Here is a 14,859-nt window from a genome sequence, read left to right on the forward strand (position 1 = left end):
CAGACCCCCTTCCCTGGAGAAACACATGCGCGTTGTAGTGACCGGCGGCAGCGGCTTTCTCGGCTCGCATCTCTGCGATGCCCTGCTGAGACGCGGGGATCAAGTGGTCTGCCTGGACAACTTGTCGACAGGCGACCCCAGGAACGTCGAACATCTGCTGCACGACCCCGCATTTGAGTTCATGCACGTCGATGTCAGCGTCACCGCCGAGGTCCCCGGCCGGGTCGACGCCGTCGCCCACCTGGCGAGTCCCGCCTCGCCGCCCGACTACCTGCGACAGCCGCTGGAGACCCTCGCCGTCGGCAGCAGGGGCACCGAGAACGCCCTGCGCCTCGCGCGGGAGAAGCGGGCCCGCTTCGTACTCGCGTCGACCAGCGAGGTCTACGGCGACCCCCTGATCCACCCCCAGGCCGAGTCGTACTGGGGCAACGTCAATCCGGTCGGACCGCGCAGCGTCTACGACGAATCGAAGCGATTCGCCGAGGCCGTCTCCGTGGCCTATCACCGCACCCACGGCGTCGATGCCGGAATCGCCCGCATCTTCAACACCTACGGCCCGCGGATGCGCCCGCACGACGGACGGGTGGTCTCCAGCTTCATCACCCAGGCCCTCATGGGCGAGCCGCTGACCATTTACGGCGACGGAAAGCAGACCCGTAGCTTCTGCTATGTCGACGACCTCGTCCGAGGCCTTCTCGCACTGCTCGACTCGGGAGAACTCGGCCCCTTCAATCTGGGAAACCCGGTGGAACAGACCGTCACGGAGCTGGCCGAGAAGGTGCTCGAGCTCACCGGCTCACCGTCCCCGGTCGAGTACCACCCGCTGCCCGTCGACGATCCCTGCCGCCGCCGTCCGGTGATCACCCGGGCACGGGAAGTGCTCGGCTGGACGCCCGAGGTCGGTGTCGAGGACGGGCTGCGCCGGACGGTCGAGTGGTTCGCCTCCCGTCCCACCGAGCTCTCCGCCGCGGCCGCCGCGATCCGCGGCGGCCAGGACGAGAGCACCCCACTGCCCGCCGGATACCTCGCCGCCGTGCCCACGCTCCGCCCGGGCGACCCGGCCGCCGCGCTTCCCGAGCGCCGCACCGAGGCCGCTCCGGAACCCGTCTCGGACGCCCCGGCCCCCGCCACCGCCCCCTTCTGAGGACGCCCGGTCCCCTCCGCGACGCCCCGCGCCGCTCCGAGCCCCTCTTCCCGCCTCTCCTCCCCCTTCACTCCCGGCCGGGCAGGGCACGGCACCCCGTGGCCCGCTCCGCCGGCTGCTCCCCGACCGGGCGGCCGTGAGGACGTCGCGCCGCCACCCCGCACACTTCGGAGCGCGCCCACATGTCTTCGACGGACCCCGGCCTCGTGGACGAGGCCCCAGCCACCGGTCTGCTCGTTCCGGGCAGACCCAGATCCGGGGACCCGCTCCAGGACCAGATCCGCGAGCTGTCCCTGGGCGCCGTCGCCGGGATCTCCGCCGACGGCCCGGTGTTCTCCCGGCCACCCCGTGAACTCCCCACCCGGCCGGGCAGTTTCGTCCGTCAGTTCCGCAGGGCGGACCGGGCGAAGGTCGCCCTCCTCACCCTCGGCTGGCTGGCCGGACTGGTCGCGTTCTGGGTCTGGTGGCTGCGGCCCGAGCACCGGGCCGGCTGGTTCGGCCTGAGCATCAACAGCGCGCTGCTGCTGTACCTCGTGCTGCTGCCCCTGTACTTCTTCCTCACGGTCGTCCGGCTGCGCCGCTTCGACCCGCGGATCGCGGTGCCCCGGCTGCGCACCGGGTTCGTCGTCACCCGCGCGCCCTCGGAACCGTGGGAGATCGCCCGCACGACGCTGGAGGCGATGCTCCGCCAGGACTTCCCCCACAGCTACGACGTGTGGCTGTGCGACGAGGACCCCACCGACGAGATCCTCGACTGGTGCGCCGCCCAGGGTGTGGGGGTCTCGTGCCGCCGGGACCGGCCCGACTACCACCGCGCGACCTGGCCCCGCCGCACCCGCTGCAAAGAGGGCAACCTCGCCTTCTTCTACGACCACTGGGGCTACGAACGCTACGACGTCGTGGCCCAGTTGGACTGCGACCACGTGCCGGCTCCCACGTATCTCCGCGAGATGGTGCGGCCGTTCGCCGACCCGGCCATCGGATACGTGGCGGCGCCCAGCGTGTGCGACTCCAACGCCGGGGTCTCCTGGTCGGTCCGGGGCCGGCTGCACCGGGAGGCCGTCTTCCACGGAGCGGTGCAACTGGGTCACAGCGCCGGTCTGGCCCCCATGTGCATCGGCTCCCACTACACGGTGCGCACCGAGGCGCTGCGGGACATCGGCGGTGTCGGGCCCGAGCTCGCCGAGGACTTCTCGACCACGTTCCTGATGAACTCGGCGGGCTGGCACGGGGCGTTCGCGATCGACGCCGAGGCGCACGGCGAGGGCCCCATCACGTTCGGGGCCATGGTCACCCAGGAGTTCCAGTGGTCCCGCAGCCTCGCGGTGATGCTCCTCGGCCTGCTGCCCCGCCACCTCGGCCGTATGCGGGGCGCGCTGCGCGTGAGGTTCGCGTTCGCGCTGCTGTACTACCCGCTCCTCGCCCTGACCACGGTGGCCGGCATCGCCCTGCCCCCCGTCGCGGCGGTCACCGGGCTGCCGTGGATGAACGTGAACTACCTGTCCTTCCTGGCGCACTACTGGGTGTTGTCCGTGTGCATGATGCTGCTCATCGTGCTGGTGCGCAGACGCGGCCTGCTCCGGCCGGCCAAGGCTCCCGTGGTGAGCTGGGAGAGCGTGCTGTTCAGCCTCTCGCGCTGGCCGTTCGTCGCCTGGGGTGTGGCCGCGGCGGTGTGGCAGCGGCTCCGGCCCAGGCCGGTGGTCTTCAAGGTGACGCCCAAGTCGGCGGACGGGCTGGAGCGGCTGCCGCTGAGGCTCGTCGCGCCCTTTCTGATCATCACCACCACGTTGTCGGCCTGTGCCGTGATCGGTGAGCTGACCGGCCCCGCGGCGGGCTACGTGTTCCTGTGCATCCTGGGCTCCTTCACATACGCCCTGGTCTCCCTCGCCGTCACCGTGCTCCACGTCGGCGGGATGGCCCGCGGCGCGGGCGTCTCGCGGTTCCGGGCCCTGCGGACGGCCCGGCTGCCCATGTTCCTGGGACTGCTCGCCCTGCTGCCGCTCGCGCTGGCCGTGGGGCTGTTCCCCGTCTACGCGGCCGGCCTCTTCGCCTGGTGACCCCGGCCCGGGCCGTCCCCCACCCCTCAGACCTCCCGCGAAGGGATCCTGCATGTCCCCCATGACAGTCCTGGTCACCGGCGGCGCCGGTTTCATCGGCAGCCACACCTGCGTGGAACTCCTGGCGCACGGACACGAGGTCGTCGTCGTGGACGACCACTCCAACAGCGCGCCCGAGGCGCTGGAACGGGTCGCGAAGATCGCCGGCCGCCCCGTCACCACCTACCGGGCCGACCTGCGGGACCGGAGCGCGCTGGACGCCGTCTTCGCGGCCCACGCCGTCGACGCGGTGATCCACTTCGCGGCGAAGAAGGCGGTGGGCGAGTCCGTCGAGATCCCGGTCACCTACTACGACATCAACGTGGGCGGGACGACCGCCCTGCTGTCGGCCATGCAGGCGCACGGTGTGCACCGGCTGGTGTTCTCCTCGTCGTGCTCGATCTACGGCGACGCGACCAAGGTGCCGCTGACGGAGGCGGATCCGGCCGCGCCGACGAACCCGTACGCCTCCACGAAGTGGATCTGCGAGCAGTTGCTGGCCGACATGTGCCGCCGTCTGCCCGAGCTGAGCGTGCTGGCGCTGCGGTACTTCAACCCGGTCGGCGCCCACCCCTGCGGGCTGCTCGGCGAGGACCCCCGGGGCATCCCGAACAACATCATGCCGTACCTGGCCCAGGTCGCCGTCGGCCGCCGTGAGCGGCTCAGCGTCTTCGGCGACGACTACCCGACCCCGGACGGGACCGGTGTCCGTGACTACATCCACGTGATGGACGTGGCCGAGGGTCACCGCTGCGCGCTGGAGCACCTCGACGACGAGAAGGGGATGCGGGTCTTCAACCTCGGCACGGGTGTGGGGTCGTCGGTTCTCGACCTCGTCAACGCCTTCGCGCGTGCCTGCGGACGCCCCGTCCCCTACGAGGTGACCGGACGGCGGGCGGGCGACGTCGCCGAGCTCGTCGCCGATCCCCGCGCGGTGGCCGCGGCCTGGGGCTGGACCGCGAAGCGTGATCTCGGCGTCATGTGCCGGGACGCCTGGCGCTTCCAGGAACTCAACCCCGCCGGCTACGCGGCCGGCTGACAGCTACCCACGACAGGAGCACTCTCATGCGCATGACCGTCATCGGGACGGGATACCTCGGTGCCGTGCACGCCGCGTGCATGGCGGACATCGGGCACGAGGTCCTCGGCGTCGACGTCGACGTCGAGAAGATCAGAGCCCTCACCGAGGGCAGACCACCCTTCTTCGAGCCCGGACTCGACGAGGTGCTGACGCGCGCTCTGGCCTCGAAACGGCTGCGGTTCACCACCTCGCTCGAGGAGGCGGCGCGCTTCGGCGAGGTGCACTTCGTCTGCGTCGGCACACCTCAGCGCGCCGATTCGGGTGCCGCCGACATGCGTCACGTCGACAGCGTCGTCGACGGTCTCGCCGCCCGTCTGGAGGACTCCTGCCTGATCGTGGGCAAGTCCACGGTGCCGGTGGGAACGACGGCCCGTCTCACGGCCCGGCTCGCGACGGCCCGGGACGTCGAGCTCGCCTGGAACCCGGAGTTCCTGCGTGAGGGCTTCGCGGTGGAGGACACCCTGCGGCCCGACCGGATCGTCGTCGGCGTCACCTCGGCGCGCGCCGATCGCACCCTGCGCGAGGTGTACGCCCCGATGCTGGCGGCGCGGATCCCGTATCTGAGCACCGACCCGGCCACCGCGGAGCTGGTGAAGGTCTCGGCCAACTCCTTTCTCGCCACCAAGATCTCGTTCATCAACGCGATGGCGGAGATCTGCGACGCGGCCGGCGCCGACGTGGTCACCCTCGCCGACGCGCTCGGCCACGACTCCCGTATCGGGCGCCGCTTCCTGCGGGCGGGCCTCGGCTTCGGGGGCGGCTGCCTGCCCAAGGACATCCGGGCGTTCGCCGCGCGGGCCGAGGAGCTGGGCGTCGGGGACGCGCTGAGTTTCCTCGGCGGTGTCGACGCCGTCAACCTCCGCCAGCGCCGGCGTACGGTCGACGTCGCCCGCGAGCTGGCGGGCGGGTGCCTCACCGGGCGGCGGATCGCGGTCCTCGGCGCCACCTTCAAGCCGAACAGCGACGACGTACGGGACTCGCCCGCCCTCGCGGTGGCCGCCGCCGTCCACGGTGAGGGGGCCGAGGTCCGGGTCCATGACCCGGAGGGCATCCACAACGCCCGGCTGGCCCACCCCGAGCTGCGCTACGAGAGCGAGCCGGCGGTGGCCTGCGCGGGCGCGGACGTCGTGCTGCATCTGACGGAGTGGGACAGCTACCGGGAGCTCGACCCGGACAAGATGGCCCGGGTGGTGCGCAGTCCACGGCTGCTCGACGCCCGCAACAACCTCGACGCCGCCCTGTGGCGGTCGGCCGGCTGGACCGTCCGCGCGCTCGGCCGCTCGGCGCCGGCTCTGGCTGCCGCGGCACTGTAGCGGCGTCGCAGCACGCGCCCCGCGGCCGGACCGGCCGCGGGGCGCGGTGGATCAGGCCTCGGGCCGCGGCCGCGGGGTGGGTGACCCGTCGGACGGACGCGGCGGAGCTGCGGCGCCCACCAGCGTTGTGGTGCTCAGCCGTTCGCCGAAGTAGTCGACGGGGCCGGGGTCGACGCCGACGGAACGCAGCGGCATCGCGCCCGCCAGCAGGCCGCCGCAGGTGGCGACGAGGTTGCCGGCCCCCGCCCGGTCGGTCACCGGTGCGGCGGCGTCGACGAGGCAGGGGTCCTCGGTCGAACCGGTGGGAACGGTGCGGTGCTCCTCCTGGCCGGACGAGTCGCGCCAGTCGTCCAGCCCGGCGAAGACGTCGTCGCCCCAGACCAGCTTCCACGGGCCCGTGCTGTAGTAGTCGTTGCCCTGGATCCGGACCCGGTCCTGACCGAAGAGGGTGTCGGAGTCCAGGACGGGCGCGCCGTCCGTGACGAGGATGTTGTTGCGGATGGTGACGTTCCTGATGCCCGCGCGCAGCCGCAGCGCCGGTGCCCGCTCGCCCCCTTCGGGGGACCGCTGGAGCACGGTGTTGTTGTAGATGTCCAGGTCGCGCAGGCGGGTTCCGTAGGCCACGATGCCGCCGTAGACGGGCAGTTTGCGGGCGTCGTCCCAGCTGTAGTTGAACCGGACCGTGTTGTCCTTGTGCATGTTGGTCGGTTCGCCCGAGTAGACCAGGAAGCCGGGGCCGTCGTTGCCGTAGGCCAGGTTGTACTGGAGCACTGAGTGGGACACGTTGTTGTCCAGCCCGAAGCCGCCGCCGTCGACCTGCGATCCGGTGCGGTTGCGGTACGCCATGTTGTTCTGGATGACCACACGCGTCGAGTCGTACGTCCAGATGCCCTCGGGGCCCTCGTCGGCCCGGGCTGAGGACTTCGCGCCGTTGTCGTAGGCCGCGGACCGCTGGACGACGGCCTGCCGGATGCTGCCCAGGACCATGCCGCTGCCGGTGTTGCGGTCGTGCTCCTTCGGGTCGCCGGAGTTCGCGTACGCCCGGACCCTCGTGATCGTGACCTTCTGGTGCGCGTAGTCGGGGTCGTCCGCCTCGAAGCGCGGCCCCACGGTGACCAGTCCGGCGTTCTGGTTGTGGTGTGTCGCGGAGTCGGTGACGGCGACGTCGCGGAATCCCAGGGACCCCGCGGCGGCGGCGATGCTGATGCCGTTGCGGAACCGGGAGACGTCGACGCCGGAGATCCTCACGTGCGCCAGCCGCCTGCGCTCGTCGAGGTCGTTGAAGAACCTGATGCCGTCCTCGTGGCGGCGGGAGGCGGAGTCGCCGGTGATCGCCAGGTTCCGGATCTCCACTCCGCTGGTGTTGTGCACCGCGATGCCCGCCGTCCCGCGCGTGGCGATCGTGGCCTTCCCGGCCCCGTAGGAGTCGATCACGACGGGCTCGCGGACGCTGCCGGCCTCCTCCGGTCCGATGGTCAGCTCTCCGACCAGGCGCCGGCCGCCCTGGAGCCGCAGCCGGTCGCCCGGCTCGAACGACACCTCGTCCGCCCTCTTCAGGGTGCGCCAGGCGGACTTGGGGGACAGGCCGTCGTTGTCGTCGTCGCCGTCCGGGCTGACGTAGAACGTCAGGGAGTCCTCCGTCACGGGCCGAGGTGGTGTGTAGGGCTTCAGCGCGCTGCACCCGCAGAGCAGTGCGGCCGCGGTCAGGGTCGCTCCGGCGGCGCGCGCGAAGCCGGCCGGGCGGCCGGACGCACGCCTCGATGTGACGGCCCGGGGTCCTTGCAGCGTCATCACAACATCCCTATCTGCCGTACTTCACTACTTTTGCAGCAAGATGCCAGAAACAGACGCATACGCTGACGGGGCGCGCGGGCACCCCCGTCCCCGCCGGCGGATCGGATGGCATGACTATCTGACGGATCATCAGTTCTGGCTATAGTGGACGAGGGCCCCTCTGACGGATCTCCGGGGAGAAGGAGCGGTGTTCGGTGCGTGCGCTCGGCGTGCGGTGCGGAGGGTCACGTGGCGGAGCCACCTGTCCCTTCGCGCCGTGCGCCGCGGGTGCGTGCCGGGCGTCGCGACGCCGCGGAGATCCGCCAGAAGGGCCCTAGGCCCACGGGGAGGCCTCTGTGCGGTGTCCCGGACGTCCGGTCGAGCGGGGGAGAGCCGATGGCGGGAGTGGTCGATCACGGCGGTGGCGTACGGGGCGTCGAGGTGCCGATCCCCGACAACCCGCTGGGGCACACGCTGGTGTACGTCGTCGACACCGACCGCGGCCCGGTCCTGGTCGACACCGGCTGGGACGACCCCGCCTCCTGGGAGGCGCTCGGCGAGGGGCTCGCCGCCTGCGGGACGTCCGCCGAGGAGGTGCACGGCGTCGTCGTCACGCACCACCACCCCGACCACCACGGCCTGTCCGGCAAGGTGCGGGAGGCGTCCGGCGCCTGGATCGCGATGCACGCGGCCGACGCGGCGGTCGTACGCCGCACGCGCGAGAGCAGCCCCGGGCACTGGTACGCCTACATGGCCGCCAAACTGGCCGCGGCGGGCGCCCCGGAGGCCCACGTGGCGCCCCTGCGCAAGGCGCGCGGCCCGCTCCCCGGCCTCGCACCGGCCCTGCCCGACCGCGAGATCGTCCCCGGCGACCTCCTCCCCCTGCCCGGCCGCCGCCTGCGCGCGATCTGGACCCCGGGCCACACCCCCGGCCATGTCTGCCTGCACCTGGAGGAGCGCCACCCGGCCGGCCGGCCCGGCCACGGCCGCCTGTTCAGCGGCGACCATCTGCTGCCCGGGATCTCCCCGCACATCGGCCTCTACGAGGACCCCGACGACACCACCGTCACCGACCCGCTCGGCGACTACCTCGACTCCCTGGAACGGCTCACCCGACTCGCCCCCGCCGAGGTGCTCCCCGCCCACCAGCACCCGTTCACCGACGCCTCCGGCCGGGTCCGGGAACTCCTCGCCCATCACGAGGCCCGGCTGAGCGGCCTGCTCGCCCTGCTCACCGAGCCCCTCACGCCCTGGCAGCTCGCCGAGCGCATGGACTGGAACCGGCCCTGGTCCGAGATCCCCTACGGCTCCCGCACCATCGCCGTATCGGAGGCCGAGGCCCACCTGCGGCGACTGGTGAAACAGGGTCGGGCGGAGGCCGTGCCGGGCAGCACCCCCGTGGCCTACGTGGCGGTGTGACAGGCGCCCCACGGCCACCCGCCCACGGGCCGGTAAAGTGACGGCGTCGTCATCACACCCGTACGGGGGGAAGCCGGTGCAATTCCGGCGCTGACCCGCAACCGTGAGCAGGAAACCCTGCGAGCCGGACTGCCCCGCAACGGAATCGTGACCGGCTCACGCGCGTCGGCAGCCGCCGCCGCACGGCACCGTCGAGGTATACGGGGCCGAGCCGCCCGGGGTCGTCCCGTGCTGCCCGGCTCCCCTAGGGGAGAGGCACCCTCCGATCATGATCGTCCGCCGCAGCGCAGCGGCCCTGGCCGCCGCCGTCGCCGTACTCGGTGCCGCCGTGCCCGCCGTCGCCGCCCCCTCGCCGTCACCGTCGGCGCAGCTCCCCGACGGCCTGTACGGCACCGGCGACCCGACCTACGACGGTGTCTGGCGGCAGTCGCTGACCCTCCTCGCACAGACCGAGCAGAACGTGGTCCCCGCCCCGAAGGCGGTCGACTGGCTGGCCGGACAGGCCTGCGCGAACGGCGCGTTCGCCTCCTACCGCCCCGACCCGGCGAAGGCCTGCGACGCCAGGACGATGCTGGACACCAACGCCACGGCCGCCGCCGTCCAGGCCCTCACCGCCACCGGCGGCGAGGAGAAGGTCGCGGGCAAGGCCGTCGCCTGGCTGAAGTCGGTCCAGAACAAGGACGGCGGCTGGGGCTACAACCCCGGCGGCGCCAGCGACGCCAACTCCACCTCCGTCGTGATCGGCGCCCTGGTCGCCGCGGGCGAGCGGCCCGACAAGGTCGTGAAGGCCGGCAAGTCCCCCTACGACGCCCTGCTCACGCTCGCCCTGCCCTGCGCGGGCGAGGACGCGGGCGCCTTCGCCTACCAGCCCGACAAGAGCGGCAAGCTGTTCGCCAACGCCGACGCGACCGCCGCCGCCGTCCTGGGCTCCCTCGGCGAGGCCCTGGCCGGGACGAACGCCACCGCCGACAAGGCCGCGCCCTCCTGCGCGAAGCCCGGCGACCGCGAGCGGGCCGCCGCCAACGGAGCCTCCTACCTCGCCGGTGCCCTGGCCGAGGACAAGCACCTGATGTCCTCGATGCCCGGCGCCGAGGACCAGCCCGACTTCGGCAACACCGCCGACGCGGTGATCGCCCTGGCCGCCGCCGGCTTCGGCGAGCAGGCCGCGGCCTCCGCGCGCTGGCTGGAGTCCAACGCCCTGACCTGGGCCGCGCAGAGCGGCCCCGCCGCCTACGCGCAGCTCGTCCTCGCCGCCCAGGCCGGCGGCATCGACCCGCGCGCCTTCGGCGGCGAGGACCTGGTCGCCCTGCTGAACGCGACCGGCCCGGCCCCGACGGAGGCGAGCCCGTCCCAGAGCGCCGGGACGAAGGACAAGGAGCACGAGAAGGACGAGGACGACGAGGGCGTCAGCGTCTGGTGGATCGTCGGCGTCGGCCTGGTCGGCGGCATCGGCATCGGCTTCCTGATCAGCGCCCGCCGGAAGCCCCGGCCGTGACCCTGCGGTCCCTCCAGCCGTCCGGGAAGGCCCGGTTCGTCCCGGCCATCCTGGCCGCGCTGCTGCTCACCCTCACCGTCGCGGCCCAGTCCGCCCACGCCACCGGCTACCGCTACTGGTCCTTCTGGGACCGCGACGGCGCCCGCTGGGTCTACGCCACCCAGGGCCCGGCCACGGCCCGCCCCTCGGACGGCGACCTCCAGGGCTTCCGGTTCGCGGTCAGCGAGGACTCCCAGGACGCCGACCAGCCGCGCGGCGAGGCCGACTTCGCCACGGTCTGCGCGGACACCCCGGCGCGGGAGGGCAGGAAGCGCGTCGCGCTGGTCCTCGACTTCGGCACCCCCGGGGACGCCCCGTCCGGCGAACGGCCGCCGCCCGCCCGCACGGTGTGCGCGAGCGTCGAGCCGGACGCGACGACCGCCGAGGCCCTCGCCTCCGTCGCCAAGCCCCTGCGCTACGACACCAACGCCCTGCTCTGCGCCATCAGCGGATACCCGCGCCAGGGCTGCGGCGAGCAGGTGTCGGGCGGGGACGGACCCGCCGCCGAGGCGAAGGACGGGAACGGGACCACCGCCGGCGGGACCGAGGACGACGGCCCGTCCCTCGGGCTCGTCGCCGGTGTCGGCGTGGTCGTCCTGCTCGGCGCCGCCGGACTCTGGCAGGCACGCCGCCGTGCCTGACCGGACGGCCACCGCGCTCCACCCCGGTGCGTGGTGGCTGTGGGCCTTGGGACTGGGCACCGCGGCCACCCGCACCACCAACCCCCTGCTGCTCGCACTGCTCGTCGCCGTCTCCGGCTATGTCGTCGCGGCCCGCCGCCCCGACGCCCCCTGGGCCCGTTCCTACGGCGCCTTCGCCAAGCTCGCGCTCGCCGTGATCGGCGTCCGGCTGCTGTTCGCGGTGTTCCTCGGCTCGCCGATCCCGGGCACGACGGTCCTGCTCCGACTCCCCGAAGTGCCGCTGCCCGACTGGGCGCAGGGCATCCGTCTGGGCGGCAGGGTGACCGCCGAGGGCCTGGTCTGGGCGCTCTACGACGCCCTGCGGCTGGCGGCGCTGCTGATCTGCGTCGGCGCCGCGAACGCCCTCGCCAACCCGTCCCGGCTGCTGAAGTCCCTGCCGGGCGCGCTGTACGAGACCGGTGTCGCCGTCGTCGTGGCGCTCACCTTCGCCCCGAACCTGATCGCCGACGTGCAGCGCCTGCGGGCCGCGCGCCGGCTGCGCGGCCGTCCGGACCGCGGCGTCCGCGGACTGCTGCATGTCGGACTGCCGGTGCTGGAGGGCGCGTTGGAGCGTTCCGTCGCCCTCGCCGCCGCGATGGACTCGCGCGGATACGGCCGTACGGTCCAGGTCCCCGCCGCGGTCCGCCGTACGACGACGGCGCTGACGATCGCCGGACTGCTGGGCGTGTGCGCGGGTATGTACGGCCTGCTCACGGCGGCGGGCGGCAGCTACGGTGCGGCCGTGCTGGTCGCCGGGCTCGGTGCCGCGGTCGCCGGACTCCGGCTGGGCGGCCGCCGCACGCCGCGCACCCGCTACCGCCCCGACCGCTGGGACGCGCGGGCCTGGCTGGTCGCGGGCTCGGGCGCGGCGGTGGCGGCGCTGATGTCCGTCGCGGCGGTCCGCCTGCCCGGCACCCTGAAGCCCGGAGTGATCCCGCTGGTCGCCCCCGAACTGCCCCTCTGGCCCGCGGCGGCCTGTCTGCTGGGCCTGCTCCCGGCGTTCGTCACGCCTCCCCCGAACCCGCCGCGGTCCCCGCAGCCACCGAAGTCCCCCGAGGAGCCGTCGTGATCCGCTTCGAGGACGTCTCCGTCACCTACGAGGGCGCTGCCGAACCCTCGGTGCGGGGCGTCGACTTCGAGGTCCCGGAGGGCGAACTCGTCCTGCTGGTGGGCCCGTCGGGCGTCGGCAAGTCCACGCTCCTCGGCGCGGTCGGCGGCCTGGTCCCGCACTTCACCGGCGGCACCCTGCGCGGCCGGGTCACGGTGGCGGGCCGCGACACCCGTACGCACAGGCCGCGCGACCTCGCGGACGTGGTCGGTACGGTCGGCCAGGACCCGCTGTCCCACTTCGTGACGGACACGGTGGAGGAGGAACTCGCCTACGGCGTGGAGTCGTTGGGCCTGGCCCCGGACGTGATGCGCCGCCGGGTGGAGGAGACGCTGGACCTGCTGGGCCTGGCCCCGCTGCGGGACCGTCCGCTGGCCACCCTGTCCGGCGGGCAGCAGCAGCGGGTCGCCATCGGGTCGGTGCTCACGGCGCACCCGGACGTCCTCGTCCTCGACGAGCCGACCTCGGCGCTGGACCCGGCGGCGGCGGAGGAGGTCCTCGCGGTCCTCCAGCGCCTGGTGCACGACCTGGGCACGACGGTCCTGGTGGCCGAGCACCGCCTGGAACGGGTCGTCCACTACGCCGACCGCGTCCTGCTGCTCCCTTCCCCCGGTGCCCCGCCGGTCCTCGGCACCCCGGCGGAGGTCATGGCCGTCTCCCCCGTCTTCCCGCCGGTCGTGGGCCTCGGCCGTGCGGCGGGCTGGTCGCCGTTGCCGCTGACGGTCCGCGACGCCCGGCGCAGGGCGGGCGACCTGCGCGAACGACTGCGCGACCAGGACCCGTACGCGGTCGTGGATCATCCGGCGGAGCCGCGGGAGTTCCGGGTACCCCGGCCCGAAGCGGCGCTCCCCGCCCCGGCGATACCGGCCCCCGGCCGCCTCCGCCGCCTCTTCGCCGGGCGCCGGAACGCCACCACCACGGCCACCGCGGCCGCCACGCGGACCCCCGACGCCGGCCCCGCCTCCCCGGGCGGACCCGTCGCCGAGGCCCGCTCCCTGGCCGTGCGCCGCGGCCGCGTCCCCGCCCTGCGCGAGGTCGACCTCACCGTCACCCCGGGCGAGACCATCGCCCTGATGGGCCGCAACGGCGCCGGGAAGTCGACGCTGCTCTCCGCGCTGGTCGGCCTGGTCGAGCCCGAGTCGGGCACGGTCCGCACCGGCGGGGCCGTCCCGCACCGCACACCGCCGCGCGAGCTGGTCCGCCGGGTCGGCCTGGTCCCCCAGGAACCGCGCGACCTCCTCTACGCCGACACGGTCGCGGGCGAGTGCGCGCAGGCGGACCGGGACGCCGGGGCCGAGCCGGGCACCTGCCGCGCGCTGGTGTCGGAGCTGCTGCCGGGTGTCGCGGACGAGACCCACCCCCGCGACCTCTCGGAGGGCCAGCGGCTCTCCCTGGCGCTGGCGGTGATCCTCACGGCCCGCCCGCCCCTGCTCCTGCTGGACGAGCCGACCCGGGGCCTGGACTACGCGGCCAAGGCCCGCCTGGTCACGCTGCTGCGCGGCCTGGCGGCCGAGGGCCACGCGATCGTGCTGGCCACGCACGATGTGGAACTGGCGGCCGAGCTGGCCCACCGGGTCGTCATGCTGGCCGACGGAGAGGTGATCGCGGACGGCCCGGCCCAGGACGTGGTGACCTCCTCCCCTTCCTACGCGCCCCAGGTGGCGAAGATCCTCGCCCCGCAGAAGTGGCTGACCGTGGCCCAGGTAAGAAGGGCCCTCGGATGATCCCCGCCCCGAAGACCCGGACGACCCGGACGACGCCGAAGACGCCGAAGCCCCTCAGGACCGGGAAGACCGGGGCGAGGCCGGCCCCGGACGCCTCCCGCCAGGCCCGCGCGGTCCGCCTCGGCCCCCGGTCGAAGGCGTCCCTCGCCCTGGTGAGCGCCGTCGGTGTGGCCTCGCTGACCTGGTCCTTCTTCGCCCCTCCCGAGGCCTCGGCGGTGGCCCACGCCCAGGACGCGCCCTGGCTGTTCGCGGGTGTGCTCGCGCTGCTGGTGCCGGTGGTCGCGGCGACGATCGCGGAGTCGGGCCTCGGCCCCAAGGCCGTGGCGATGCTCGGCATGCTGGCGGCCGCGGGCGCCGCCCTGCGCCCGATCGGCGCGGGCACGGCGGGCATCGAGCCGATGTTCTTCCTGATGCTGCTCAGCGGCAGGGTCCTCGGTCCGGGCTTCGGCTTCGTCCTGGGCTGCGTGACGATGTTCGCCTCGGGCCTGCTGACGGGCGGGGTGGGCCCCTGGCTGCCGTACCAGATGCTCATCGCGGGCTGGTTCACGATGGGCGCGGGCCTGCTGCCGGGCGTGGACCGGCTGCGCGGCCGGGCCGAGATCCTGATGCTGACGGTGTACGGCTTCGTGGCCTCCTTCGGCTACGGCACGCTCATGAACATGCAGGGCTGGACCTTCATGAGCCCCGAGACGACGACCATCGCCATGGACCCCGGCGCGGGCCCGGCCTCGAACCTCGTCCGTTTCCTCGCCTACTGCGCGGCCACCTCGCTCGGCTGGGACCTGGGCCGCGCCCTGTGCACGATCGTCCTCACCGTCACCCTCGGCCCCACCCTCCTCAAGGCCCTCCGCCGAGCCACCCGCAGGGCCGCTTTCGAGGCCCGGGTCACGTTCCGCGGCCCCGGTGGGTGAAGGGCCGCGCACCAGGGGTCACGGCGCTGGTGAAGCACCCCACATGACCCAAGTCACCAACGAAGCCCCGTAGTAG

General features: G+C 73.6%; 11 protein-coding genes and 1 riboswitch. Of the genes, 10 read left to right on the forward strand and 1 reads right to left on the reverse strand.

The window, feature by feature from the left end; all coding sequences use genetic code 11:
* Positions 1-25: 25 nt before the first annotated feature.
* From ACFYR0_RS19030 to ACFYR0_RS19045, 4 genes are all read left to right on the forward strand, one after another.
* On the forward strand, positions 26-1,144 hold the full coding sequence (locus ACFYR0_RS19030; RefSeq protein WP_389328920.1) for a UDP-glucuronic acid decarboxylase family protein: 1,119 nt from the start codon (positions 26-28) through the stop codon (positions 1,142-1,144).
* Positions 1,145-1,326: 182 nt separating this feature from the next.
* Positions 1,327-3,201: a glycosyltransferase family 2 protein gene (locus ACFYR0_RS19035; RefSeq protein ID WP_389328923.1), complete on the forward strand. Its 1,875-nt coding sequence runs from the start codon at positions 1,327-1,329 to the stop codon at positions 3,199-3,201.
* Between the two features lie 52 nt (positions 3,202-3,253).
* Complete coding sequence (gene galE, locus ACFYR0_RS19040) at positions 3,254-4,279, forward strand: UDP-glucose 4-epimerase GalE (RefSeq protein WP_389328926.1); 1,026 nt, start codon at positions 3,254-3,256, stop codon at positions 4,277-4,279.
* A 26-nt stretch (positions 4,280-4,305) separates the two neighbouring features.
* Complete coding sequence (locus ACFYR0_RS19045) at positions 4,306-5,634, forward strand: UDP-glucose dehydrogenase family protein (protein ID WP_389328929.1); 1,329 nt, start codon at positions 4,306-4,308, stop codon at positions 5,632-5,634.
* A gap of 51 nt (positions 5,635-5,685) precedes the next feature.
* On the opposite strand, the gene ACFYR0_RS19050 is transcribed toward ACFYR0_RS19045, so the two are convergent.
* A complete protein-coding gene (locus ACFYR0_RS19050) occupies positions 5,686-7,425 on the reverse strand; it encodes a right-handed parallel beta-helix repeat-containing protein (protein ID WP_389328932.1) in 1,740 nt (579 codons plus the stop codon).
* A 378-nt stretch (positions 7,426-7,803) separates the two neighbouring features.
* Between ACFYR0_RS19050 and ACFYR0_RS19055 the strand changes: the two genes are divergently transcribed.
* The 6 genes from ACFYR0_RS19055 (at position 7,804) to ACFYR0_RS19080 (ending at position 14,783) form a co-directional block, all read left to right on the forward strand.
* Entirely contained in the window at positions 7,804-8,826 is a 1,023-nt protein-coding gene (locus tag ACFYR0_RS19055; RefSeq protein WP_389328935.1) for an MBL fold metallo-hydrolase, read from the forward strand.
* 26 nt (positions 8,827-8,852) lie between these two features.
* Positions 8,853-8,983, forward strand: a riboswitch (cobalamin riboswitch).
* A gap of 111 nt (positions 8,984-9,094) precedes the next feature.
* Positions 9,095-10,321, forward strand: a complete 1,227-nt coding sequence (locus tag ACFYR0_RS19060; protein WP_389328938.1) for a prenyltransferase/squalene oxidase repeat-containing protein — start codon at positions 9,095-9,097, stop codon at positions 10,319-10,321.
* Positions 10,318-11,001 carry an SCO2322 family protein gene (locus ACFYR0_RS19065; protein ID WP_389328941.1) on the forward strand — a complete coding sequence of 228 codons (684 nt, stop codon included), beginning with the start codon at positions 10,318-10,320 and terminating at the stop codon, positions 10,999-11,001. Before ACFYR0_RS19060 ends, ACFYR0_RS19065 begins: the two co-directional genes overlap by 4 nt.
* Positions 10,994-12,109 (forward strand): CbiQ family ECF transporter T component, encoded by a 1,116-nt coding sequence (locus ACFYR0_RS19070; RefSeq protein WP_389328944.1) that lies wholly within the window; start codon positions 10,994-10,996, stop codon positions 12,107-12,109. Before ACFYR0_RS19065 ends, ACFYR0_RS19070 begins: the two co-directional genes overlap by 8 nt.
* Positions 12,106-13,872: an ABC transporter ATP-binding protein gene (locus tag ACFYR0_RS19075; protein ID WP_389328947.1), complete on the forward strand. Its 1,767-nt coding sequence runs from the start codon at positions 12,106-12,108 to the stop codon at positions 13,870-13,872. Before ACFYR0_RS19070 ends, ACFYR0_RS19075 begins: the two co-directional genes overlap by 4 nt.
* Complete coding sequence (locus ACFYR0_RS19080) at positions 13,869-14,783, forward strand: ECF transporter S component (RefSeq protein ID WP_389328950.1); 915 nt, start codon at positions 13,869-13,871, stop codon at positions 14,781-14,783. Before ACFYR0_RS19075 ends, ACFYR0_RS19080 begins: the two co-directional genes overlap by 4 nt.
* The last annotated feature ends 76 nt before the right edge of the window (positions 14,784-14,859 follow it).

Origin of the sequence: Streptomyces sp. NPDC005017 (assembly GCF_042873115.1) — a bacterium.
Taxonomy (GTDB): Bacteria; Actinomycetota; Actinomycetes; order Streptomycetales; family Streptomycetaceae; genus Streptomyces.

What these genes read in the sequence shown, in the direction of transcription:
- ACFYR0_RS19030 (WP_389328920.1), top strand. Translation starts at nt 26, where the DNA reads ATGCGCGTTGTAGTGACCGGCGGCAGCGGCTTTCTCGGCTCGCATCTC.
- ACFYR0_RS19035 (WP_389328923.1), top strand. Translation starts at nt 1,327, where the DNA reads ATGTCTTCGACGGACCCCGGCCTCGTGGACGAGGCCCCAGCCACCGGT.
- galE (WP_389328926.1), top strand. Translation starts at nt 3,254, where the DNA reads ATGTCCCCCATGACAGTCCTGGTCACCGGCGGCGCCGGTTTCATCGGC.
- ACFYR0_RS19045 (WP_389328929.1), top strand. Translation starts at nt 4,306, where the DNA reads ATGCGCATGACCGTCATCGGGACGGGATACCTCGGTGCCGTGCACGCC.
- ACFYR0_RS19050 (WP_389328932.1), bottom strand. Translation starts at nt 7,425, where the DNA reads ATGACGCTGCAAGGACCCCGGGCCGTCACATCGAGGCGTGCGTCCGGC.
- ACFYR0_RS19055 (WP_389328935.1), top strand. Translation starts at nt 7,804, where the DNA reads ATGGCGGGAGTGGTCGATCACGGCGGTGGCGTACGGGGCGTCGAGGTG.
- ACFYR0_RS19060 (WP_389328938.1), top strand. Translation starts at nt 9,095, where the DNA reads ATGATCGTCCGCCGCAGCGCAGCGGCCCTGGCCGCCGCCGTCGCCGTA.
- ACFYR0_RS19080 (WP_389328950.1), top strand. Translation starts at nt 13,869, where the DNA reads ATGATCCCCGCCCCGAAGACCCGGACGACCCGGACGACGCCGAAGACG.